This window comes from Marinilabilia rubra, from assembly GCF_003121985.1.
Classification (GTDB): Bacteria; Bacteroidota; Bacteroidia; order Bacteroidales; family Marinilabiliaceae; genus Marinilabilia; species Marinilabilia rubra.
Map to the genome: position 1 here is coordinate 112665 of NZ_QEWP01000001.1, position 21297 is coordinate 133961.

At 41.8% G+C, this 21297-nt stretch carries 19 protein-coding genes; 4 read left to right on the forward strand and 15 right to left on the reverse strand.

The window, feature by feature from the left end; translation table 11 throughout:
• Window positions 1–25: 25 nt before the first annotated feature.
• Together DDZ16_RS00550 and DDZ16_RS00555 are read right to left on the reverse strand one after the other, a co-directional pair.
• Window positions 26–808 (reverse strand): HEAT repeat domain-containing protein, encoded by a 783-nt coding sequence (locus DDZ16_RS00550; RefSeq protein ID WP_146192185.1) that lies wholly within the window; start codon window positions 806–808, stop codon window positions 26–28.
• A 13-nt stretch (window positions 809–821) separates the two neighbouring features.
• Window positions 822–1361, reverse strand: coding sequence for an RNA polymerase sigma factor (locus tag DDZ16_RS00555; RefSeq protein WP_109262468.1), 540 nt, complete (start codon window positions 1359–1361; stop codon window positions 822–824).
• Between the two features lie 101 nt (window positions 1362–1462).
• Between DDZ16_RS00555 and DDZ16_RS00560 the strand changes: the two genes are divergently transcribed.
• Window positions 1463–2293 carry an MBL fold metallo-hydrolase gene (locus DDZ16_RS00560; protein WP_232526516.1) on the forward strand — a complete coding sequence of 277 codons (831 nt, stop codon included), beginning with the start codon at window positions 1463–1465 and terminating at the stop codon, window positions 2291–2293.
• Window positions 2294–2296: 3 nt separating this feature from the next.
• On the opposite strand, the gene DDZ16_RS00565 is transcribed toward DDZ16_RS00560, so the two are convergent.
• The 7 genes from DDZ16_RS00565 to DDZ16_RS00595 form a co-directional block, all read right to left on the reverse strand.
• Window positions 2297–2788 carry a dihydrofolate reductase gene (locus tag DDZ16_RS00565; RefSeq protein ID WP_109262469.1) on the reverse strand — a complete coding sequence of 164 codons (492 nt, stop codon included), beginning with the start codon at window positions 2786–2788 and terminating at the stop codon, window positions 2297–2299.
• Between the two features lie 18 nt (window positions 2789–2806).
• Window positions 2807–3601 (reverse strand): thymidylate synthase, encoded by a 795-nt coding sequence (locus DDZ16_RS00570; RefSeq protein ID WP_109262470.1) that lies wholly within the window; start codon window positions 3599–3601, stop codon window positions 2807–2809.
• Window positions 3602–3606: 5 nt separating this feature from the next.
• Complete coding sequence (locus DDZ16_RS00575; protein ID WP_109262471.1) at window positions 3607–4716, reverse strand: endonuclease/exonuclease/phosphatase family protein; 1110 nt, start codon at window positions 4714–4716, stop codon at window positions 3607–3609.
• Window positions 4717–4727: 11 nt separating this feature from the next.
• Window positions 4728–5621: a rhomboid family protein gene (locus DDZ16_RS00580; RefSeq protein WP_109262472.1), complete on the reverse strand. Its 894-nt coding sequence runs from the start codon at window positions 5619–5621 to the stop codon at window positions 4728–4730.
• A 9-nt stretch (window positions 5622–5630) separates the two neighbouring features.
• Window positions 5631–6494, reverse strand: coding sequence for a rhomboid family intramembrane serine protease (locus DDZ16_RS00585; protein WP_109262473.1), 864 nt, complete (start codon window positions 6492–6494; stop codon window positions 5631–5633).
• 81 nt (window positions 6495–6575) lie between these two features.
• A complete protein-coding gene (gene mutL / locus DDZ16_RS00590) occupies window positions 6576–8462 on the reverse strand; it encodes a DNA mismatch repair endonuclease MutL (RefSeq protein ID WP_109262474.1) in 1887 nt (628 codons plus the stop codon).
• Between the two features lie 65 nt (window positions 8463–8527).
• Window positions 8528–8857, reverse strand: a complete 330-nt coding sequence (locus DDZ16_RS00595) for a hypothetical protein (RefSeq protein ID WP_109262475.1) — start codon at window positions 8855–8857, stop codon at window positions 8528–8530.
• 225 nt (window positions 8858–9082) lie between these two features.
• On the opposite strand from DDZ16_RS00595, the gene DDZ16_RS00600 reads away from it, so the two are divergent.
• Together DDZ16_RS00600 and DDZ16_RS00605 are read left to right on the forward strand one after the other, a co-directional pair.
• A complete protein-coding gene (locus DDZ16_RS00600) occupies window positions 9083–10621 on the forward strand; it encodes a YifB family Mg chelatase-like AAA ATPase (protein WP_109262476.1) in 1539 nt (512 codons plus the stop codon).
• Window positions 10622–10695: 74 nt separating this feature from the next.
• Window positions 10696–11397 carry an inorganic pyrophosphatase gene (locus DDZ16_RS00605; RefSeq protein WP_198416656.1) on the forward strand — a complete coding sequence of 234 codons (702 nt, stop codon included), beginning with the start codon at window positions 10696–10698 and terminating at the stop codon, window positions 11395–11397.
• Between the two features lie 495 nt (window positions 11398–11892).
• On the opposite strand, the gene DDZ16_RS00610 is transcribed toward DDZ16_RS00605, so the two are convergent.
• Window positions 11893–13755, reverse strand: a complete 1863-nt coding sequence (locus DDZ16_RS00610) for a methyl-accepting chemotaxis protein (protein WP_109262477.1) — start codon at window positions 13753–13755, stop codon at window positions 11893–11895.
• A 440-nt stretch (window positions 13756–14195) separates the two neighbouring features.
• On the opposite strand from DDZ16_RS00610, the gene DDZ16_RS00620 reads away from it, so the two are divergent.
• Window positions 14196–14867: a 2-C-methyl-D-erythritol 4-phosphate cytidylyltransferase gene (locus tag DDZ16_RS00620; protein ID WP_109262479.1), complete on the forward strand. Its 672-nt coding sequence runs from the start codon at window positions 14196–14198 to the stop codon at window positions 14865–14867.
• On the opposite strand, the gene DDZ16_RS00625 is transcribed toward DDZ16_RS00620, so the two are convergent.
• The 5 genes from DDZ16_RS00625 to DDZ16_RS00645 form a co-directional block, all read right to left on the reverse strand.
• Entirely contained in the window at window positions 14868–15953 is a 1086-nt protein-coding gene (locus DDZ16_RS00625) for a 3-oxoacyl-ACP synthase III family protein (RefSeq protein ID WP_109262480.1), read from the reverse strand.
• Window positions 15954–15978: 25 nt separating this feature from the next.
• A complete protein-coding gene (locus DDZ16_RS00630) occupies window positions 15979–16734 on the reverse strand; it encodes a UDP-2,3-diacylglucosamine diphosphatase (RefSeq protein ID WP_109262481.1) in 756 nt (251 codons plus the stop codon).
• Between the two features lie 288 nt (window positions 16735–17022).
• The gene (locus tag DDZ16_RS00635) at window positions 17023–18192 is read right to left on the reverse strand and encodes a TlpA disulfide reductase family protein (RefSeq protein ID WP_109262482.1); all 1170 of its coding nucleotides are present in this window, start codon (window positions 18190–18192) and stop codon (window positions 17023–17025) included.
• Window positions 18193–18394: 202 nt separating this feature from the next.
• Window positions 18395–19462 (reverse strand): 3-isopropylmalate dehydrogenase, encoded by a 1068-nt coding sequence (leuB, locus tag DDZ16_RS00640; RefSeq protein WP_109262483.1) that lies wholly within the window; start codon window positions 19460–19462, stop codon window positions 18395–18397.
• A gap of 230 nt (window positions 19463–19692) precedes the next feature.
• Window positions 19693–21237 (reverse strand): alpha-isopropylmalate synthase regulatory domain-containing protein, encoded by a 1545-nt coding sequence (locus DDZ16_RS00645; protein WP_109262484.1) that lies wholly within the window; start codon window positions 21235–21237, stop codon window positions 19693–19695.
• Between the last annotated feature and the right edge of the window lie 60 nt (window positions 21238–21297).

Sequence of the window (21297 nt, forward strand, 5' to 3'; positions counted from 1 at the left end):
CCGGCCGGGATACTTAAGTTCTGGATTAAAGTAGTACTGTCAAGGCTTCCTGCGCTTCTTGTTTTACCATTTCATGTGTTTGTTGATCGGCCTCAAATTCCTGCAAGGTTGGCACCACACTTTTTTCATGCATCTGTACCAACATTTTTATCAAAACAATTTGTATTAATGGATCGGATTGCTCTTTAAGCGATGCAGCCATGGCCGACCTTATGTCCTGGTGAACTGCAAATTGCTGAAGTGCATTGACCGCTGCCAGCCGTACGTTCACACTGGGGTCGCTATTTAAAGTTTCGATAAGCGTTTCGGTTACCTGAGATGATGGCTGGTTTATTTGTTCGGCATATTGTACGGCCTTTAAACGATCACTTGGAGATTCTTTAGTAATAAGAGCAGCCATCAGCATTTGACGCATCTGTGAGATTTCTGTTTCCAGGTTGGCAATGGAGGCTGATTCTGTCACAGAATTGGTTCGTAAAAGCAGTCCGGCAGTTGTTCCGGCAAAGAATATGACAATTGCTGCAGCAATTTCTCTCCATGAAAAATTAAGGGTGATGGTCATGCTGCGTTTTGAGATATCCTTGTTTTGAGAAATTTTTTCTTTAAAATTCAGTTCTGAATTTTGCGGAGGATCTATTTCAGGAGTTGACAACAGCATTTTATCAAACGCCTTTATTTCTTCCAGTTCCCTAAGGCATTCACTACAATGAGAGAGATGCTCCTCAACCACTCTCTCTTCCTTCTCAGCAAGTTCGTTTTCAAAGTAAGCCGTTAGAAGATTTTTTATGTCAGGATTGTTACATTTCATATTAATATCGGGTTTAAGCGTTTTCAAAATAATGTTCTCTGAGTTTTTTAAGGGCCCGGTGCATTCTTACTTTGATGGCACCGACTGAGATCCCTGTGATCTCGGAAATAGCTTCATATTTCATCCCCTGAAACCGGCTCAGACTAATTAGTTCGCGGTCAGATGCCTGGAGACTTTCCAGTGCTTTGTAGAGTTCCTTTATTTTTTCTTCCTTTTCACCGGCGTCGGTATCATCCGGGGCCTCGGTTATTAATCTCTGAGGGAGTTGTATGGACTTTTGATGCTTTTGTTTTTCATAATCGCGTTTCACCAGATTTCGGGCAATGGTAAACATCCATTTCCTGAACATAGCCCCTTCTTTGTAACTGTTGCGATATCTGAGAATACGGAAGAAAACTTGCTGAACAAAGTCCTCGCTTTGATGATATTCTGTCCCAATTTGCATAAAGAAATTGAACAGGTGTTTCTGGTGTCGCCTGTATAAAAACGATAGCAATTCTGTGTTACCATTCTTTACATCCAGCATTATTTCTTCGTCAGTTAGCGAATTCATGCATTTTATTCTTTGTTTGCCCTTAAATATCCTTAAAGGTAGAAAAGGTTACACAGGTTTTGTTAATTTTATTTTCTGAACTCACTATAATTAACAGAATAATGGCTGAACTGGAAATTATTACATTGGTAGAAAATCTGGCCTATCAGCAGAGCACAAAGGGGGAACACGGTCTTTCATTGGTGGTAAGAGCGGGAGGTAAACAAATACTTTTTGATACAGGCCAATCCGGATTGCTGGAAGAAAATGCTCTACAGATGGGTGTTGATCTTTCTGCCATTGACATGGTGGTGATAAGCCATGGTCATTACGACCATACAGGTGGACTGAAACGTTTTTTCGAAGTGAATGATCATGCTCCGGTTTTATTGAAATCCAAAGCTCTTGGAGAGAAGTTCTCGGGCAGTACAGGAACACGAAGGTATATTGGCATTGATAGGGAGGTGGCAGAACAAAATGCTCAACGTTTCAGAATCATTGATGCCATTACTGAAGTTTCACCGAATTTGAAAGTGATAACCGATATCAGTCATTATTATAATTTTGAACAGTCTTCTCAGGTAATGATTGTTGAGAAAGAAGGTAGAACCATGGCTGATCCTTTCGAAGATGAGTTATTTATGGTTTATGATCATCCGGAAGGATTAACGGTTTTTACCGGTTGTGCTCACCGCGGAATCGGAAATATTTGCCGAACAGCAATGGAGGCGACGGGAAATAGCAATATTAAGTTGGTGCTGGGAGGGACCCATCTGAAAGGTGCCTCACAGGGGCGTATTTCAAAAACCATTGATGCCTTTTTGGACATTGATGTAGCAAAATTCGGTCTTTGTCATTGCACCGGGTTGCCTGCTTTTATGCAGTTCTCGGAAGAGTTTCCCGAACAGGTAAGATATGCCCATGTTGGCACACGCTTTCAGCCTTACGATTAAGATCTATTTGCGGTTGTAGTTTAAATAAGAATATGAAAGTCCGTTTTTGGGGTCGGTATACGGACCTTCCTTTTTCACAATTTCCCATTGGTCTGGACTAATTTCGGGAAACCAGGTATCAATGCCTTCAAAACTGTAATGAATAAGGGTCAGATAAATTTCTCGGGCTTCTGAAAAAAACAGTTTGTAGATTTCTCCGCCGCCAATGATGAAAACTTTTTCATCAGCACTGCAAATATTTTTAATTTCTTCAATGTGGCTGATGATGTCACACCCGGGAGCAAAAAAATCTTTCTGCCGGGTAAGTACAATGTTTCTGCGATTAGGCAAAGCCCCTTTGGGGAGCGCCTGATAAGTTTTACGTCCCATCACAATCGTGTTCCCGGTTGTGAGTGCTTTAAAGCGCTTCAGGTCTTCGCTGATGAAGGCCGGCTGGTCCCCGTTGATGCCAATTCCGTTGTTTTTGTCAGTAGCTACTATTAAAGAAATATGCATGTGATCGTTGTGAATTGATTAAACCGAAATTTTACCTTTGATGTGTGGATGAGGGTCATAATCGCTCAGTTTAAAATCTTCGAATTTAAAATCGTCAATGTCTTTGACATCCGGGTTGATGGTCATTTTTGGTAAATGTCTTGGTTCACGGGTCAGCTGCAACTTAACTTGTTCTAAGTGGTTCAGATAAATGTGAGAATCACCTAATGTGTGCACAAAATCGCCCGGCTCAAGATTGGTTACCTGAGCCACCATCATGTTAAGCAAAGCATAAGAAGCAATATTGAACGGAACGCCAAGAAAGATGTCGGCACTTCGCTGATAAAGCTGGCAGCTGAGCTTTCCGTCAGCCACATAAAACTGAAACAAAATGTGACAGGGAGGTAACTGCATATTTTCCAGTTGACCTACATTCCATGCACTCACAATGTGCCGGCGTGAGTTGGGGTTGTTTTTAATGGATTCGATAACTTGTTTCAACTGATCAATGTGCCCTCCGCGGTAATTGGGCCATGATCGCCACTGGTAACCGTAAATAGGACCCAATTCTCCGTTGTCAAGAGCCCACTCATTCCAGATTCTCACTCCGTTCTCCTGCAGATATTCTACATTGGTGCTGCCTTTAATGAACCAAAGCAACTCATGAATGATGGATTTCAAATGCATTTTTTTTGTGGTTAACAGAGGGAACCCTTCCTGAAGGTTAAACCGCATTTGGTGTCCAAAAACACTGATGGTACCTGTGCCTGTTCGGTCTTCTTTCCTGATGCCTTCATCCATCACTCTTTGCAGTAGTTCTTTGTATTGTTGCATGGTTGTTATTCTTTTGCAGCACCGGGTGCCAGTTCTAATGTTGTTGAAATCGGATAGTGGTCGGAGTAATCGACCTTATAGCGCTTAAAGTTATAAGAATTAAATTCTGCAGCATGAAAAATGTAATCAATACGGAGCGAGGGCAGGCGCCCGTTATAGGTTCCACCCAGGCCTTTGCCGGATTCCCGGAAGGCATCTTTGAGGTTGCCTCTCATGGTCCTGTAAACATACGAAATGGGCGTGTCGTTAAAGTCGCCACACACAATAACGGGATAGGGTGAATTGCTGATATGATTAGACAATGTTTCGGCCTGTGTGGAGCGTTGACGAAATGCCCGTGACATTTTTGTGACTATTTGCTGAATGCCCTCCCGCTGTTGTTCGTTCATCTCAAAGCGCAGACTGTCAATTACATCAAAATCGTGGGGGTTAAAGCCAATAGATTCCAGGTGGTTATTGAATACACGAACAACGTTACCGTTGATATTTATATCCGAGAAGATTGACATGTTTTTGCTTTCTTTGAAAAGAAGAGAGCCTTTGTTGACAATTGGATATTTTGACAAAGTCGCAATGCCATATCCGGCCCCTCGTCCATTGTCAAATCTGTATTCTACATGCTGATACCCCATTGCCCTGAAGCGCGCTCTTGTTTGATTGGGGAGAAACCCTTCTTTTCGTTCTGATGTGAAGTATTCCTGAATGCAAAGGATATCAGGTTTTTCGCTTCTGAGAAAGTTGTAAATGGCTTCCGGTGTGTTTTCCCGGCCCGACCAGTTGTAAAAATCAAACATCCTTGCGTTATAGGACATCACCTTGACAGGTGTGTGCATCGCTTCGGGCTTTTGGGCTCCGTTCAGTTGAAAAACATTGCTCCATTGGTTCCAGGTGAGGGCCAGTGCCAGCAAAGGAATTAGTAATCTTTTGCTTTTGCGGAAAGTATGGCCTGTGAAGAGCAGCAGGTTAATCACCCATAATACCGGGAATGCAAAGCCCATGAGGGTAAGAAAATGGATTTTTACCGGGCTGATATAAATTGTGGCCACTGATGCCAGCAATAAAAGTGCAAAAGCAAGTGTGATGAAAAATGATATGGATTTTAAAAAACGTCTCAAGGCAAAGGGGTTTAATTTTCGTCCTTACTGGCGTTGAACAGCGTTTTCTTTTCTTCTTTGGATAAACTTTCGTAGCCGCTGTTTTTAATTTTTTCCAGAATTTTGTCGAGTTCTTTTTGTCGCTTCACTTTATGGGCATTATACTCCATGTCTGTCATGGGCCGGCTGTGGGTAACCCTCATCCGTGACCTCTTTTTAAAAAGATCTCCTGTTCGTGAGGCTGCCTTGTCAAAAAATCCTCCTGTAATTTTACCTTCAGATAATTTCCATCCATAGTACAATCCTATGAGGGCTCCTCCTATGTGAGCCAGGTGCCCTCCCGCATTGTTCATTCCCGGAATACTTATTAAATCAATGATAAAAGCTATTAAAGCCAGATACTTAAGTTTGACGGGGCCTACTAAGAAAAGATAAACCGTAAAATTTGGACGAACTCTGGCTACCGCAAAAAGTATGGCCATAACTGATGCCGAAGCACCTAACAAGATCGCTTCACCTCCGACCGAATGGAAAGCAGGAAGAAGGTTGAAAGATAAGATATAAATGGCTGCACCACCTAATCCACCCCAGATATAGATGGTTAATATCTTGCGGTCGTCAATAAGTTGGGTAAAGAGTCGGCCAAACCAATACAGGTAAAGGACATTAAACAAAACATGAAAGAAGTCATAATGCAGAAACATATATGAGAATAGCGTCCAGGGCTTAAATAACAAGCTCATAGGATCGGACGGAACCGATAGCCAGCTTACCAGCAATTGAATAGAAGAAGGGGCATACCCAACTAGCAGCAGGATCAACTGCAGGAGTTTTATCACTACAAATACTCCAATATTGACGTAAATCAATTTGGTAAGCGTGGTTCCTTCTTTAAAGGATTCTTTTATCTCGTCCCAGATGCTCATATCTGCAAATTAATAATAAATTCCTTTATTCTTCCAGTATTTTATCAGAATGAACCCGAAAAGCATACCTCCCAGGTGAGCCCAGTGGGCCACATTGTCCATGGAAGAATTGCGTACACCCATGAAAAGCTCAATCAAACCATAGATAATTACAAAGTACTTGGCTTTGATTGGAATAGGTGGGAAAAGAAGCATTAATTGAATGTTGGGAAACAACATCCCGAATGCCAGAAGGATGCCAAATACAGCTCCTGATGCTCCCACCGTTACAAAACTATCGAGGTACGAATTCCTGTATTGAACTACAAATTCTTTGGAAATCGCAATTGCTTTGTCCGGATTGGTGCTGACCAGTTGGTTATAGGTTTCCACAAACTGGTCGTAATTTTGCTTCATTGCCATTGACCGGGGCACATAGTGCTGATCCAGAAACGCCTGAAGGGTTTCAGTTGATGAATTGTTCAGGTAATGTGTGATGGCTTGCATAACCGGGGCTACATCCATGTACTGGGTTCCAATATGGATGAGTGCCGCCCCTATACCCGTTACAAAATAATAGATCAGGAACCGTTTGGTTCCCCATACCATTTCAAGATTTCGCCCAAACATAAAAAGGGCAAACATGTTGAAAAACAGGTGGAAGAATATAATGCCTTCGCGCGGAGAAAAATAAGCATGCAAAAACATGTAAGACACCAACTGGAAAGGGTTAAAGGATTCTGCAGTAGGTAAATGAAGTCCCAGGTAGTCTTCTATTCTAAATCCAAATGTGCTGAAAAAAACCAAACTTGCCACATAAAATATGACGTTGATTATGATGAGGTTTTTTACGGCGGGAGTCAATCCTCCAAAAGGTGATGTTCCTACGTTCATTGTGCTATCCTAAAGGTTTATAATTGTCGGGGCAACCTGCAATATCGATGCCAACTAAATGTTCTGTCAACTTGTCTTCAATTATCTGAAGCGTTTATCCAGTTCTTCATTATCCAGAATCGAAAAAACCGTTTTTCCGGAAGGTGTATAGTTAGGGGCGGTGCAAAGAAACAATTTGTTGATCAGTTCTGCCATTTCCGATTGGGATAAAACCTCTCCCGGTCTCATACAGGCATTACGGGCCATTATTGCGGCCAGTTGTTCTTTGATTTCATTTTCGGGATCAACTTCTCCGCTTTTGAATGCATCTAAAATAGCATCAATTAATTTGGTTGCATTGACATTTTTGATGAATGAAGGCTGACCGGTAATGGCAAATGTGCAATTGTCATGTTCCTGTAATTCAAATCCAAATATCCTCAGATCCTGGTTTATTTCCCTTAGGAGGATGGCATCTTCTTCGCTGAAAGAAACCTCTTCAGGGAAAAGCGACTGTTGAGAAACAGATGCTCCCGACTGAATGTTTTTTAAAAAATCCTCAAACAAAATCCGCTCATGTGCCCGACGTTGGTCAATGATCATGATCCCTGACTTCACCGAAGTGATGATATACTTGTTTTTGATCTGAAAATACAGGGTTCCGGTTTCTGTTCTGTCACTTCCTTCGGATGAAGGCAACGTTACCTGCTTTATTGATTCAGGTTCTTCCATGTTTTCACGTGAAGGCAAAATGACTGCTTCCGGTTCATCGTCTCTCCAGAAATCATCCCCTGATGTTTCAAAACCTTCATAAAGAGATTCCCAGTTGGATGATACGGGAGAAGATGAAGTTCTGGAAGTTGAGGGTCTTGTTGATTCAGGTTCAAAAGGATTGTAGTCCGGGTTTATACTAACCGAAGGAACGGCAACAGGTTCATCTTTCCGGAAGGTGGGAATTTCAATTCCATCAGTCTGGTCAAAGTCAATTGAAGGCACCATATTAAATTTCCCTAAAGCTTCCCGGACCGATGCACTGACTATTTTCCATACGGACCGTTCATCTTCAAATTTTATTTCAGTCTTGGTAGGGTGGATATTGACATCAATGATCGACGGGTCTGCTTCGAAAAAGAGAAAATAAGGAGGACAATGATCTGCCTGAATTAAGTTCTCGTAAGCCGATGTTACAGCTTTGTGTAAATAAGGACTCCGCATGTAGCGGTTATTGATAAAAAAGAACTGGTCCCCCATTGTTTTCTTGGCGGCCTGCGGTTTTCCAATAAAACCATGAATATTGATGACTGAAGTTTCTGTTTCCACCGGAATTAGCTGGGCGTTTGAATTTTTGCCCATAACGCCTGCAATGCGCTGTTTGAGGTTTGTCGTCGGTAAATTAAACAGCACTTGTTCGTTGTGGTTAAGAGAAAAAGTAACGTCAGGATTTGCCAATGCAATTCTCTGAAATTCGTTGACAATGTGTCTTAATTCGGTGGCATTGGTCTTTAGAAATCGGCGACGCGCTGGCACGTTGAAGAACAGGTTCCTGATCATGAAATTACTTCCCGGAGCGCATGTGACAGGCTCCTGATTTTCTACCTTCGATCCGGATATTTCAATTTTAGTTCCAAGCTCCTGTTCATGCGGTCTTGTTTTTAGTTCAAGCTGCGCAACAGCCGCAATGGATGCCAGAGCTTCTCCCCGGAAACCCATTGTTCGAATGGCAAAAAGATCATTGGCATTTCTGATTTTCGAGGTTGCGTGCCTCTCAAAAGCCATCCGGGCATCCGTTTCACTCATGCCGCAACCATTGTCAATGATTTGCACAAGTGTTCGCCCTGCATCCTTTACTATTACTTTAATGTCCGTACTTCCTGCATCTACCGCATTTTCCACCAATTCTTTAATGACCGAAGCCGGGCGTTGTATAACCTCCCCGGCTGCAATTTGGTTGGCAACGGAATCTGGCAGCAATTGAATGATATCTGACATTGGCCTGTCTGTTCTTGCTGTTAGTCCTGTTTAGTGAAGATTCTATTTTAGATTAACCAGTCATTCTACATAAAGAACTGGCTGTACCATTCGTAGGCAGAATTGAGCAGATAATAGAACAAGACAATCAAAGCTATAAGGATTATAACCAATCTGAGGTTGGATTTTTTGCGCTCACTTCTGCTGATCTCGAAATGAGATTTAATTCTACGCCGCATGCCTCCGCGTATCCTCTCCTTATATCCTTGCTGGTCCATCTCTTTTTCAACGGGCAATCCCATCTCTCTCCTAATTTCTCTTTCCCTCGCTTGGCGCTCCTCCTTCTCCGGATTGTAATATATGGGATCGTATTGAAACCTCCGGTGTCTTGGGATTTTAATAAATGTAAACCTCATAATGCTCCATTTAGATATACAAAAGTAATAAATCCATTTCTTCTTTCAGCCTTTTCTTTTCTTCCTTCTTAGCTTTATTTGATAGAAATCGATTGATTCGTTTGAGTTTTCTTAGTAATGCTTGATTTACAATATCGGATTCAGTTAAACAAATAATTATCAGTCTCTTTATTTGTTTGTATATTTTGTTTAACTTGTGCTCCCAAACCCCAAATACCCTGAATTATGCTTGTTAAAACTTTTGGGGCAGCCGTAACCGGTATTGATGCCATTACCATTACTATTGAAGTAAATGTAACACGGGGCATCCGGTTTTTTCTTGTAGGCTTGCCCGACAACGCCGTTAAAGAGAGCCAGCAACGTATTGAATCTGTTTTTAAAGAGATGGGGCACAAGTGGCCCGGCAAACGGATTGTTGTGAATATGGCCCCGGCCGATACCCGCAAAGAGGGTTCTGCTTACGATCTTCCCATTGCCATTGGCGTTTTAGCTGCTGATGAGCAAATCAATTCCTGCTCCATTTCTGATTACATGATGATGGGAGAGTTGTCTCTTGATGGGTCTATTCATCCCATTAAGGGGGCTTTACCCATTGCCCTTAAAGCTCGTGCAGATGGATTTAAAGGTTTTATTGTACCTAAACAAAATGCCCGTGAAGCCGCAGTCGTCAAAGGGTTGGATGTTTACGGGGTAGAATCTTTCAAAGAGGTGGTTGACTTCCTGACAGGAAGGAATGACCTGAAGCCTGAAATAGTTGATACCGATGCTGAGTTTCTAAAAGAACAATCCCGCAGTGAGTTTGACTTTGCCGATGTAAAAGGTCAGGAAAGTGTCAAAAGAGCATTAGAAGTTTCGGCTGCAGGAGGGCACAATTTAATAATGATTGGGGCTCCGGGCTCCGGAAAATCCATGTTAGCGAAGCGCCTTCCTACTATTTTACCGCCTCTCACACTCAATGAGGCTTTGGAAACCACAAAGATCCATTCTGTTGCCGGGAAGTTAAATGGTAACATTTCACTGTTGACGCGCCGCCCATTTCGAAGTCCTCACCACTCAGTTTCAGATGTGGCCTTAGTTGGAGGTGGATCTTATCCCCAACCCGGAGAGATTTCTTTATCTCATAACGGGGTTCTTTTTTTGGATGAATTACCTGAATTTAAGCGCACGGTTTTGGAAGTGATGCGACAACCCTTGGAAGATCGCACCATCTCTATTTCAAGGGCACGTTTCACGATTGATTATCCTGCAAGTTTTATGATGGTGGCCAGTATGAATCCTTGTCCTTGTGGGTTTTACAATCATCCGGAGAAGCAATGTGTGTGCAGCCCCGGGGTCGTGCAGAAATATCTGAGCCGGATTTCAGGTCCATTGCTGGATCGCATCGATTTGCACATTGAAGTGGTGCCTGTTCCTTTTGAGAAACTTGCAGATCAGAGGGCAACAGAGGACAGCACTGCCGTAAGGAAGAGAGTGATTAAGGCCAGGGAAATTCAATCTAAAAGGTTTGAGGAGCATCCCGATATTCACTGTAATGCACAAATGACCAGCAGGCTGTTGGTGAAATTTGGTACCCCCGATGAGAGCGGGCAGGCCATTCTTAAGAATGCTATGGAGAAACTGGATCTCTCGGCCAGAGCTTATGACCGAATTCTGAAGGTGTCCCGAACCATCGCCGATCTTGAAGGAAGTGAAAGAATTGAAGCGCATCATGTGGCCGAGGCTGTTCAATACCGAAGTTTAGACCGGTCGGGATGGGCCGGATAAAAAAATATTGATTTACTTTGTAAATTATAAACTTTATCTTGGTTTGAATATAATTTACTTGAACAGCTTATTATATGGCTAAGAAGAAAAATGATCGGAATATGTCGGCAAACAGTTTAATGGATCCTATTGGACGACTTATGGGACTAAGATACAAATCGCATCCCTGGCATGGGATTGACCTGGGTGATCATGCACCTAATGAGGTAAATTGCTTCATTGAAGTGGTGCCTACAGATACAATTAAATATGAAATTGATAAAGTTAGCGGATACCTAAGGATTGACCGTCCTCAGAAATACTCCAACGTAACGCCTACTCCCTATGGTTTTTTACCACAAACCTATTGTGGTGAAAATGTAGGCAATTATTGCGCCTCCAAAACTGGTAAGAAAGATATAATGGGTGATGGAGACCCCTTGGATATTTGTGTGTTGACCGAGAAGGATATGACTCACGGTGATATTATAGCCCAGGTTGTTCCTGTTGGGGGATTTCGTATGATTGACGGCCTTGCAGCAGATGATAAAATCATTTCTGTCCTAAAAGGAGATGTGGTTTATGGTGATTTCAAGGATATTACCGATTTGCCTGAGTTGGTGATTCAACGGCTTAAGCACTATTTTTTAACTTACAAAGATATGCCCGGAATGAGCCGGGAATCAGAAATTACACATGTCTACAATGCTGAGGAAGCAAGGGAAGTAATTCGAATGTCAATTAAAGATTATGAGGCGCGTTTTGAGAATTTACGGAAAGCGCTTAGAAACTATTAATCAGGATAGGGTTTTAATTTTTATTTAAGAGTTTAGCTAAACCCCAAGAGGGTAGGAATCGAAACTTCTTACCCTCTGTTGTTCCAACATTCACCTAGAGTCTGTCCATAAAGTACTATTTGTGTCGTTATGCTTGCTGCCAAAATACTCATCCCGAAGCATCCCGGGACTCCGTTTTTGGCAGCTTCGCTCCCGAAGACTCGGGATTGCAACTGGCATTTTCTGACCAGACGCATGACTAAAAACAAATTTTACTTAGTTTATAGACAGGCACTCACCTAGTGTGACAATTACTAAATTCATTCACTAATTTCAGGCGCTTTTTTTCTTTCTGCTTCGTTGGGGCTTTTAACCATAGCTAAGGCTATGCTTACTTTTTTGTTGTTTTGCACAAGGTGAAAATATCGGCGGCTTACCCGACATTCTACACTTGCTTGTATTTTAATAGATTATTTATGAATGAATAAGGTTAGTTGAAAGGGGTTTTGTCTGGTTTTATTTGTTGAAATTACTATCAATGCTAAAGTAGCTAATGGCTTTCTGGAGGTGTTCGATTTCATCGGTGAATTCATGCGCCATACCGTTTATGTTCTCGGAGGTCTGAGCATTCATTTGCGAAACTTTATCCAGTTCCATTAAAGCATTGTTGATCTGTGTTGCTCCGGCATCCTGTTCCTTTGAAGCTGCAGATATCTCCAATACCAATTCGTTGGACTTATTGATTTTTGGCAGTAGATCTACAAAAATTTGCATGGCATTTCGGGCATTATCCACACTGTTGGTAGAAAGTTGGTTGATTTTTGAGGCATTTATGCGACTTCGTTCTGCAAGTTTACGAACCTCTGCAGCTACAACTGCGAAACCTTTTCCCTGCTCCCCTGCTCTGGCTGCTTCAATGGCCGCATTCAGGGAAAGAATATTGGTTTGCCTGGCCACGTCTTCAATTAGAACCACACTTTCGTAAATGTTCTCAATAGCAGATACAGCTTGTCTTAGGATTTTTTCTCCATTTTGGGCTTCACTGGCAGCCTCTGAAACCAGCATTTCTGTTTGTCTGGCATTGTCCGCATTTTGACTGATGTTGGAACTCATCTCCTCCATCGATGCGGATAACTCTTCGGTCGAACTGGCTTGTTCGGTCGCGCTTTCTGAAAGAGAGGCTGCTGAGCTGTTCATCTCCTCACTACCATTATGCACAATCTCCGATGCATTAAAGGCCTGTTGTATCATTTCAGAAATCTTAACTTTCATAGCTTCGAATGCTACAGTTAGCTGGCCTAATTCATCCTTTCTTTGGAGATATTCTTTGTTGGGCCTTCCTGTCAGGTCACCTTCTGAAAATCTGCGTGCAAGTGACGATATTTCAACCAGTGGAGCAGTTATGTTGCCGGATAACCAGACAACTACTCCTAGTGTTAAGGCCAGGAATATGATGCTTAAGATAATACTGTTGGTTTTGATGGGTTGGATGATGGCCAATAGTTCATCGGTGGGGGCAACAAGAATGGTTGTCAGGCCTGTGTTGCCTACTGCCATTGATATAATTTCGTGCCCTTTCTTGTCAAATTTCTGATCGGTCAGAATTGTTGTTTCTTCGTTGTTAAGGAGTTCTTTAACGACTCCCTTTTCAAGAATGGCATCGATATTCATGTTGATTTGACTTTCATCGCCTGAAATCAGGATCTTGCCAACTTCGTCAACCATCCACATTTTACTGTTAGGTGTAATTTTCCTGCTGTTAAAAGCTTCCACAACCACTGTGGGGTTTAAGCTTAATCCCGCTACACCTGATGGATTTGAAGGATTGCCCATTAAAATGTTATAGAAAAAAAATGTTTGATCCAACTCGGCATTGTAATCATAGTTTAGCGATTTCTTTTTTCCGGAGCTGATAGTTTGAAAAAACCAGCTGTCATCCGAATCAGACGGATCTACCACATCTATCATCTGGTAATTCTCCGTATAATAGCGGTGGGTGGTGTTATTTACCGCAAAAACAGAAGGGTATCCCATCTTTTCCGCAAACATATCCAGTTTTGCCAGGGCCAGTTTTTTAAGAGTAGTATCTGTTTCCCCACTCTGAAACCATTCAAGTAAAAGAGGGTCATCTGCTAATGTAATGGATGCCTCCATGCCTTTTTCCAGTTGACTTTTTAGGTCACTTTGTGCAGCTTCGACGAATCCGGTTAGCTGTTTTTCACGCACATCCTCCAAAAGAGTGCTCTTTACGGTTGAATAATTTAATATTGATTGGATGGCGATGATAGAGAAGATCAAAATGCCGAAGGAAACAAGTAATTGATCCCTTAAACGCTTGAATCGCTTGAAAGATGTAATGTTAAGACCCATAATACCCATTGTTCAAATTCTTTTTAAAACTCCTGTTACGCACTTTGGGGATTAAGGTTAACCAGTTTTCGTTTTTTTAAGAAATAAATATGGCTTACATGAATCTGGAAATCTATAGTTTAAATGTTCAAATAAGAGTTTTTTGTGTTTTATTTGACTTCATGAATTTCTTTTTAGTCTCTATATTTGTAAATGAGAGCTGCTGAAAAGTCAAAAGGGCAGAATTTACAAGCCACTCAATGGAAGGAATACTGAAATACTTCGAGATTGTGGAGGTGAAGTGAATTTTGTTCTTTTGATTAGCCATTTTCATATATTCAAGTGCAAAGAAATTTAAGTAATTGTGAAATAACCTTAGGCTTAAGTCCTTGTTGAGATGATTTAAAGGTTTAATAGTTAATGAAAAATGCGTTTTTCAGCCCTCCAAAAATAAACCAATCAAAGTAAAGATGTCAGCATTATCTGTTATTATTGTGGCAGGAGGGAGAGGCCTCAGAATGGGGCATGAGGTTCCCAAACAATTTCTTAATATTGGCCGGCGGCCGGTGTTAATGCATACGATTGAGAAATTTTATTCCTACGATTCTGCAATCAGCGTTGTTTTGGTTTTGCCATCCGACCAGTTCCCATATTGGAAAGCCCTGTGTCGTAAGCATAACTTTCTCTTATCGCATAAACTGGTTGAGGGGGGACCGACAAGATACAACAGTGTGAAAAATGGATTGGCGCATATCGGAGATTCTGACCTTGTGGGTATCCATGATGGTGTTCGGCCATTTGTTAGCAATCAAACCATTGAGCGCTGTTATCTGGTTGCACAGAGCCATGGTGCAGCCATTCCTGTTCTGGAAGTGGTGGAATCTATTCGAAAAGTGGAAGGTGATAGAAGTTGGATGAAGCCAAGATCAGCTTACCGAACCGTTCAAACACCTCAGGTTTTTAAGTCATCGATACTCAAAAATGCATACGACCTGCCCTTCAACCCTGATTTTACCGATGATGCCTCTGTAGTTGAAGCTGCAGGCTATGACATAACCCTGGTCGAAGGTAACCGGGAGAATATTAAAATTACTTCACCATTCGACCTGGTTGTGGCAGATGCTATGATTCGGGAAGAATGATCACTGCATCCTGTACATAAATGCATTGATGTTCATTCCGGCGCCTACAGAAGTCATCATAACATAATCACCTGACTTTAGAGAGTGACCTTCCATCTTATTTTTTACAACAAGGTCGTATAATGTTGGAACGGTTGCTACACTGCTGTTTCCCAATTTTTTGATGGTCATCGGCATTGTGCTGAAATCAGGTTCTTTTATGCCGTATAACCTGAAGATGCGTTTAAGGATGGCTTCATCCATTTTTGCATTTGCCTGATGTATCAGAATTTTACTTACATCTTTTAGATCCAGATTATTTTTCTGCAGGCATTCCTGGGCAACTAGTGGTACGTAGGTGAGGCCGTAATTATAGACTTTTCGGCCGAGCATCTTAACGTATTTAGAGTCTTGCTTAAGCTCTTTATTGAAGGAATCCCCCATCTTCAGAAGATCGAGATGTTCTTCGGTGTCTGTTCTGGTGACATGTCTTAATATTCCGACAGGTGTTTCACTTTCAATTGCCTCAAGAACAACTGCTCCCGCACCATCTGCAAAAATCATGGAGTCTCTGTCATGAGGATCCATAGCCCGGCTGAGGGTGTCAGCACCAATGACAAGAGCACGTTTGGCATCGCCCGATTGGAGGTAATAATTGGCCTGAATCATGGCCTGAGTCCATCCCGGGCAACCGAAGGTCATATCATAAGCCACTGTTTTCGGGTTTTTTATGCCCAACTTCTTTTTTACCCTGGAGGCAAGAGTTGGCATAATGTCGGGATAGAGACTGCCACTTTTTATATCGCCCAGATTGTGAGCGATGATGATATAATCCAATGTTTCGCGGTCAAAACCCGCATCATTCAACGCCTCTTCAGATGCCATTGTGGCAATGTCTGAGGTTGTATATTTCTCTTCGGCCAGGCGACGTTCTGAGATGTCCGTAATTTGCTCGAACTTCTCTACTATCTCCTCTCCGGGCGTTTCAATTTTTGTACCGTCTTCGTTCATAAATAAGCGGTCGGCAAATTGCTTATTTGGAACTGCTACAGATGGTATATAGCTGCCGGATCCTCTTATGACTGAGTATAATTTACTGGTAATCATGAAAGTGCTGTAATGGTTGGTTTTATTATTCCTGGAAGTATTTTAAACTAAAGTTTTCTCCGTCCCATTCCCCATACGAGAAGTGGTGTACCCAGTCGCCAAGATAAACCAGACGGCTGGTGTTGCTGATGTTCAGGTCGATAACGACATGTCTGTGTCCGAATATGAAAAAATCGTAATGTTGCGTTTTTATTTTTTCTTTGGCAAATTTCACAAGCCATTCGTCTTCCTCTCCCTGGAAAGTAGCCGGTTCGCTGCCTTGATTACTTTCTCTGCTTTTTCTTGACCAAAAACGTGCCAAAGCTACGCCCAGGTCAGGATGTAACCATTTAAAAAGCTTTTGGGCAATTTTATTTGTGAATACTGATTTGAGTTTTCTGTAGGCCTTTTCATATGGCGTGATACCATCTCCGTGGGCCAGAAAGAATTTTTTTCCGTCAATTTCGGTCAGAAAAGGCTCAGTATGAACGATGACTCCTGTTTCGGCCGGAAGATAATCAAATATCCAAATGTCGTGATTTCCGGTGAAGAAATGGACAGGAATTCCTTTGTCGGTAAGTTCGCATAACTTCCCTAAAAAGCGGGTATGCCCCTTGGGAATAACATGCTTGTACTCGAACCAAAAATCGAAGATGTCACCCATAAGATAAACCTCACGTGCGTCATCTTTGATGCTGTCAAGCCAATCCACCAGCTTTTTCTCGTGGGCACGGTGGTTGTTGATTGTTGGTGCCCCAAGGTGCGCGTCTGAGGCAAAATATATTTTCTTTCTATTATCCAAATCCGGAAATTTCCTTTTTTGTTTTCAGCGGACAAATATATCTGTTTTTAATTTGATTCACCAAAATATTGCAGATATGTAGATGATTGTTGATCAGTCGAGGAATGGGGTCAAAAAGTCTGATTTTAAATTTTGCTCTTTTAAGCCTTTTGAAGGGAAAGTAAAGTGGAGATATAGCAACCCCATTTATTGCAAATTAAAACTTTTAAGAAATAAGAAAGCCTTGTCAGAATTATTCTGACAAGGCCTGTATCTTTTGACTAAATTGGGCGATTATTAACCAGAAGCTTATAAGGCCTCTTTCACTTTTTCTTCCAGCATATCTCCAAAAAGGTTCTTTCCTATTATTTCTCCATCTCTGCTGATAAGGTAATTGGCCGGAAGCTGCTTGATGTTGTACATGCGGGCAGGGTAAGAGTCTGTATACCGGAGGTCACTGACATTGATCCATGGCAATTCATCCTTAATGATGGCATTTTCCCAAAGAACCTTGCTTCGGTCAAGTGAAACCTGGTAGACTTCAAATCCCTGATCGTTGTATTGGTTATACACCTTTTTCAGGTGGTCATTGGCTCTGCGTGAAGCTTCATTCCAAGATGCCCAGAATGAAAGTAACACTACTTTTCCTTCCAGGGAAGAAAGGGCTATTTCTTTACCCTTTACATTTTTCTCTTTGATTTCAGGGATGGTTTCTTCTGCTTCCTCCTGAAGTTTCTCTGTTATTTTTTGGGCCCGTTCCTGGGCTTTTGCGCTCAAAACGTAATTGTACAATTGTTTTACTCGAGGCGATTCGGGATATAAAAGGTTCAGACTTGTGGCAATGGTTGCAAAATATACCTGCTCTTTTTTGTCCATAACATTGAGCACCATTGTGTTGTCGCTCAATCTCTGGAATAGTGCATAATAACTGGCAAAGGACCTGGGGTTGTCCATAACAAAAGAACCCACAAAGTTTTTATGTTCTTCCAATTCTGTGCTTAATTCCTGTCCTATTTTTGTTTTCTGTGAAGTACTTCCATTCTCAGGCAGAGATTCATACAAAGCCAACAAGCTGTCAACCGACTCACGTAAGTTTTTGAGTCTTTGATTCAGAATCTGAACCTTTTTCGATTCAATTGAGCCTTCAATGCGGTAAGTGTCTTCCAGGTTTTGGCCATCTGCCGTTACAGAAACATGTTCGGTGCTGTCCAGCAGTAGCGTGACGAAATTTTTTGGGGATAACTTTAATTTGAAAAAGGTTGGAACACTAAGCCGCTCTCCTCTGAATGCAAAAGAACCTGCTTCATTAAGTTTTACACTGTCAATGATAAGGTTGCGATCAAGCTGCATCTTTTCAAGGATCAGTGTTTTTCCCTCCGCATTTTTAATGTTGCCTTTTATTTGATATTTATTTTGATGACAGCCTGTCAACAAAACAAAGAATAATAAAATTGAGATAATGTAATTCAGTTGTCTCATCAGAAAATGTTGCTCTAGTTCACGTTTAAAGTTTTTTTGGCGCTAAGCCAAAAACAGATATTCATTTATTAGCAATCAAAGATAAAGTTATTTTTTTATTTTGTCCGAATTGGGGGAATGAGGATTTCTTTACGATAGTCTTAAAAAAAAGCCGGTGTCTTGCGACAACGGCCTAAATGGGGTAACCGAATGTGATTCCTGGTTACATTTTTGAAATATACTCTGCAATCCAGTCACCAACTTCCGATGTTGAAAGCGGATTCTCTTTGTCTATATCTTCGGTAACTTTCCCTTCGTTCAGAGAAGCATCTACCGCTTTTCTTATTATCACAGCTTCATCTTTCAGGTTAAATGCTGATTCAAGCATTAATGCAGCTGAAAGTATAGTAGCCAGAGGATTGGCAATGTTCTTCCCTGCAGCCTGAGGATACGATCCGTGAATAGGTTCAAATACTGAGGTATGCAAGCCCATTGATGCTGATGGTAAAAGACCCAGCGACCCGGTAATTACACTGGCCTCGTCAGTAAGGATGTCACCAAACATGTTTTCAGTAACCATTACATCAAATCGTTTTGGCCACTGGATAAGCTGCATGGCAGCGTTATCGACGAACATGTATTCTACCTCCACCTCCGGATAATCCGGTGCAATGGCTTGTACCGTTTCGCGCCATAGTCTGGAAGTGGCCAGTACATTTGCTTTATCTACCACAGTAAGCTTCTTACGCCTTTTCATGGCAAAATCGAATGCCAGGCGGGTAATACGGTCGATTTCCTCAGTTGAGTAAACGCTGGTGTCATATGCAGTTAGACCATCTTCGGAACGCCCCTGCGGACGCCCAAAATAGATGCCGCCGGTAAGCTCGCGAATAGCTACAAAATCTGCGCCTTCGACCAAGTCAGCCCGCAGTGGAGATTTATGGATTAAAGAAGGAAATGTTGCTACAGGACGAATATTAGCATACAGACCCAGTTTCTTGCGCATAGCCAACAGGCCCTGCTCAGGTCTAACCTTTGCTTTTGGGTCATTGTCGTATTTAGGATCACCAATGGCACCGAAAAGAACGGCGTCAGATTTCATACACAGCTCATGCGTTTCGTCGGGATACGGATTCCCGGTTTTGTCGATGGCTGTAGCTCCTACCAGAGCTTCAGTGTAAACAGCCTCATGACCTTTTTTGGCAAATACAGCATCAAGTGCTTTCTTTGCCTGCTCAACAATTTCCGGCCCGATTCCGTCGCCGGGCAATACTGCAATGTTTAACTTCATGTGATGAATGATTATTGTCCCTCAAATCTTTGCGAGTTGAGATGTTTGATTATTTTTTTATTAAACTGTGAATACTAACAATACTCCGTTAATCTTTTATAATAGCCTAAAGTTCAATTGTTTGCAAGTAAATGAGTTTTCGTCTTAAAGCACAGATTATTAATACTATATGATTTGTCTTAAATCTTATATCTAAAAGTCTAACGATCTATTGTACTAAAAAACGTGGATTATTGTGCTTTCAGAATTACCCCGTTTTCTTTATTTTCAATAATATTCAGCATTTTCAAAGTGCCCTTGATGGCAGCTTCGGTTTGGTCTGCATCCAGTCCTCTGGTTTTAAACTCCTGGCCTTTGTATTCCCAGGTGATAACAGTTTCTACCAATGCATCTGTTTTTCCTCCGGGAGGAATGGATACCCAGTAGTCTGAAAGCACGGGATGCGTTTTTCCCAGTTTATCGTATATTTTCCAAAGTGCTTTCATGAAAGCATCGTACTGTCCGTCACCAACTGAGGTTTCGTTAAATGTCTCTTTGTTGATTTGAAGACTAACAGTGGCCAGTGGGCTAAGGCCTTGGACCAGAGATAGGTGGTAGTTTTTAAGCTTAATCCGCTTGTTGATTTTCTCAGTTTTTAAAACATCTGAGATAATATATGGTAAATCCTCGGGAGTGACATTTTCTTTTTTATCGCCCAGTTCAATAACCCGCTTGGTTACTTTTTTCATGTCCTCGGGTCCCAATTCAATACCAAGGTCTTCCAGATTTTTTTTGATGTTGGCTTTGCCTGAAGTTTTGCCAAGTGCATAACGTCTCACCCTTCCAAATCTTTCAGGGAGGAGTGTGTTGAAGTAGAGGTTGTCTTTACTGTCACCATCTGCATGCACTCCACTACACTGAGTAAATACGTTTTCTCCGGTCAGAGGTTTGTTGGCTGGAATACGTTCTCCTGAGAAAGTTTCAACCATACTTGAGATTTTGGTCAACTTACTTTCATTGATTGTGCTTTCCACCTTTAGGTGATCGTTCATTACCCCAATGATACTAGCCAGGGGTGCATTTCCTGCACGTTCACCAAGCCCGTTTACGGTAGTGTGGATGCCTTTTATTCCCGCTTTAAGGGCAAAGTACACATTGGCCACTGACAAGTCATAATCATTGTGTGCATGAAAATCAAAATGCACATCAGGAAATTTACTGGTCATGGACTTGCAAAACTCATAAGTCTGATCTGGATTTAAAATTCCCAATGTATCGGGCAACATTATGCGACTTACTGATGTTTTTGAGAGCCCGTCAACCATGTATTCAACATACTCAGGAGAACTCAACATGCCATTCGACCAGTCTTCAAGATACACATTAACGGCAATACCCCTCTTTTCTGCTTCAGCGATAACGCCCTTTATGTCTGAAAGGTGTTCTTCTTTGGTTTTTCTTAACTGACCAGTAAGGTGCTTTAGCGATCCTTTTGTGAGAAGGTTAATGACTTTTGCTCCGGCATCCTCAATCCATTCGAGAGAAACAGTCCCGTCAACAAAGCCCAAAACTTCAATTCTTTCCAGACAATTGTGTTGCTCAGCCCACTTGGTAAGACGTTTTACAGCTTTTAATTCACCTTCTGAAACCCTTGCCGAGGCCACTTCAATACGATTGACCTTCACTTCCTCCAACAACAAGCGGGCAATAGCCAGTTTTTCGGCATCATTGAATGAAACACCCGTTGTTTGTTCTCCATCCCTCAGGGTGGTATCCATCACTTCTATGGTTCTCATAGGCTCAAATTCATTACCCCCGGCCTTTTTGACCGAGGGTAGGTTAATATCTCAGGTTCT

Coding starts and splice junctions, on each gene's coding strand:
- DDZ16_RS00595 (WP_109262475.1), bottom strand. CDS start 8,857: ATGAGGTTTACATTTATTAAAATCCCAAGACACCGGAGGTTTCAATAC.
- DDZ16_RS00560 (WP_232526516.1), top strand. CDS start 1,463: ATGGCTGAACTGGAAATTATTACATTGGTAGAAAATCTGGCCTATCAG.
- DDZ16_RS00605 (WP_198416656.1), top strand. CDS start 10,696: ATGGCTAAGAAGAAAAATGATCGGAATATGTCGGCAAACAGTTTAATG.
- DDZ16_RS00550 (WP_146192185.1), bottom strand. CDS start 808: ATGAAATGTAACAATCCTGACATAAAAAATCTTCTAACGGCTTACTTT.
- mutL (WP_109262474.1), bottom strand. CDS start 8,462: ATGTCAGATATCATTCAATTGCTGCCAGATTCCGTTGCCAACCAAATT.
- DDZ16_RS00565 (WP_109262469.1), bottom strand. CDS start 2,788: ATGCATATTTCTTTAATAGTAGCTACTGACAAAAACAACGGAATTGGC.
- DDZ16_RS00580 (WP_109262472.1), bottom strand. CDS start 5,621: ATGAGCATCTGGGACGAGATAAAAGAATCCTTTAAAGAAGGAACCACG.
- DDZ16_RS00570 (WP_109262470.1), bottom strand. CDS start 3,601: ATGCAACAATACAAAGAACTACTGCAAAGAGTGATGGATGAAGGCATC.
- DDZ16_RS00625 (WP_109262480.1), bottom strand. CDS start 15,953: ATGATTACCAGTAAATTATACTCAGTCATAAGAGGATCCGGCAGCTAT.
- DDZ16_RS00635 (WP_109262482.1), bottom strand. CDS start 18,192: ATGAGACAACTGAATTACATTATCTCAATTTTATTATTCTTTGTTTTG.
- DDZ16_RS00555 (WP_109262468.1), bottom strand. CDS start 1,361: ATGAATTCGCTAACTGACGAAGAAATAATGCTGGATGTAAAGAATGGT.
- DDZ16_RS00610 (WP_109262477.1), bottom strand. CDS start 13,755: ATGGGTATTATGGGTCTTAACATTACATCTTTCAAGCGATTCAAGCGT.
- DDZ16_RS00620 (WP_109262479.1), top strand. CDS start 14,196: ATGTCAGCATTATCTGTTATTATTGTGGCAGGAGGGAGAGGCCTCAGA.
- DDZ16_RS00585 (WP_109262473.1), bottom strand. CDS start 6,494: ATGAACGTAGGAACATCACCTTTTGGAGGATTGACTCCCGCCGTAAAA.
- leuB (WP_109262483.1), bottom strand. CDS start 19,462: ATGAAGTTAAACATTGCAGTATTGCCCGGCGACGGAATCGGGCCGGAA.
- DDZ16_RS00600 (WP_109262476.1), top strand. CDS start 9,083: ATGCTTGTTAAAACTTTTGGGGCAGCCGTAACCGGTATTGATGCCATT.
- DDZ16_RS00645 (WP_109262484.1), bottom strand. CDS start 21,237: ATGAGAACCATAGAAGTGATGGATACCACCCTGAGGGATGGAGAACAA.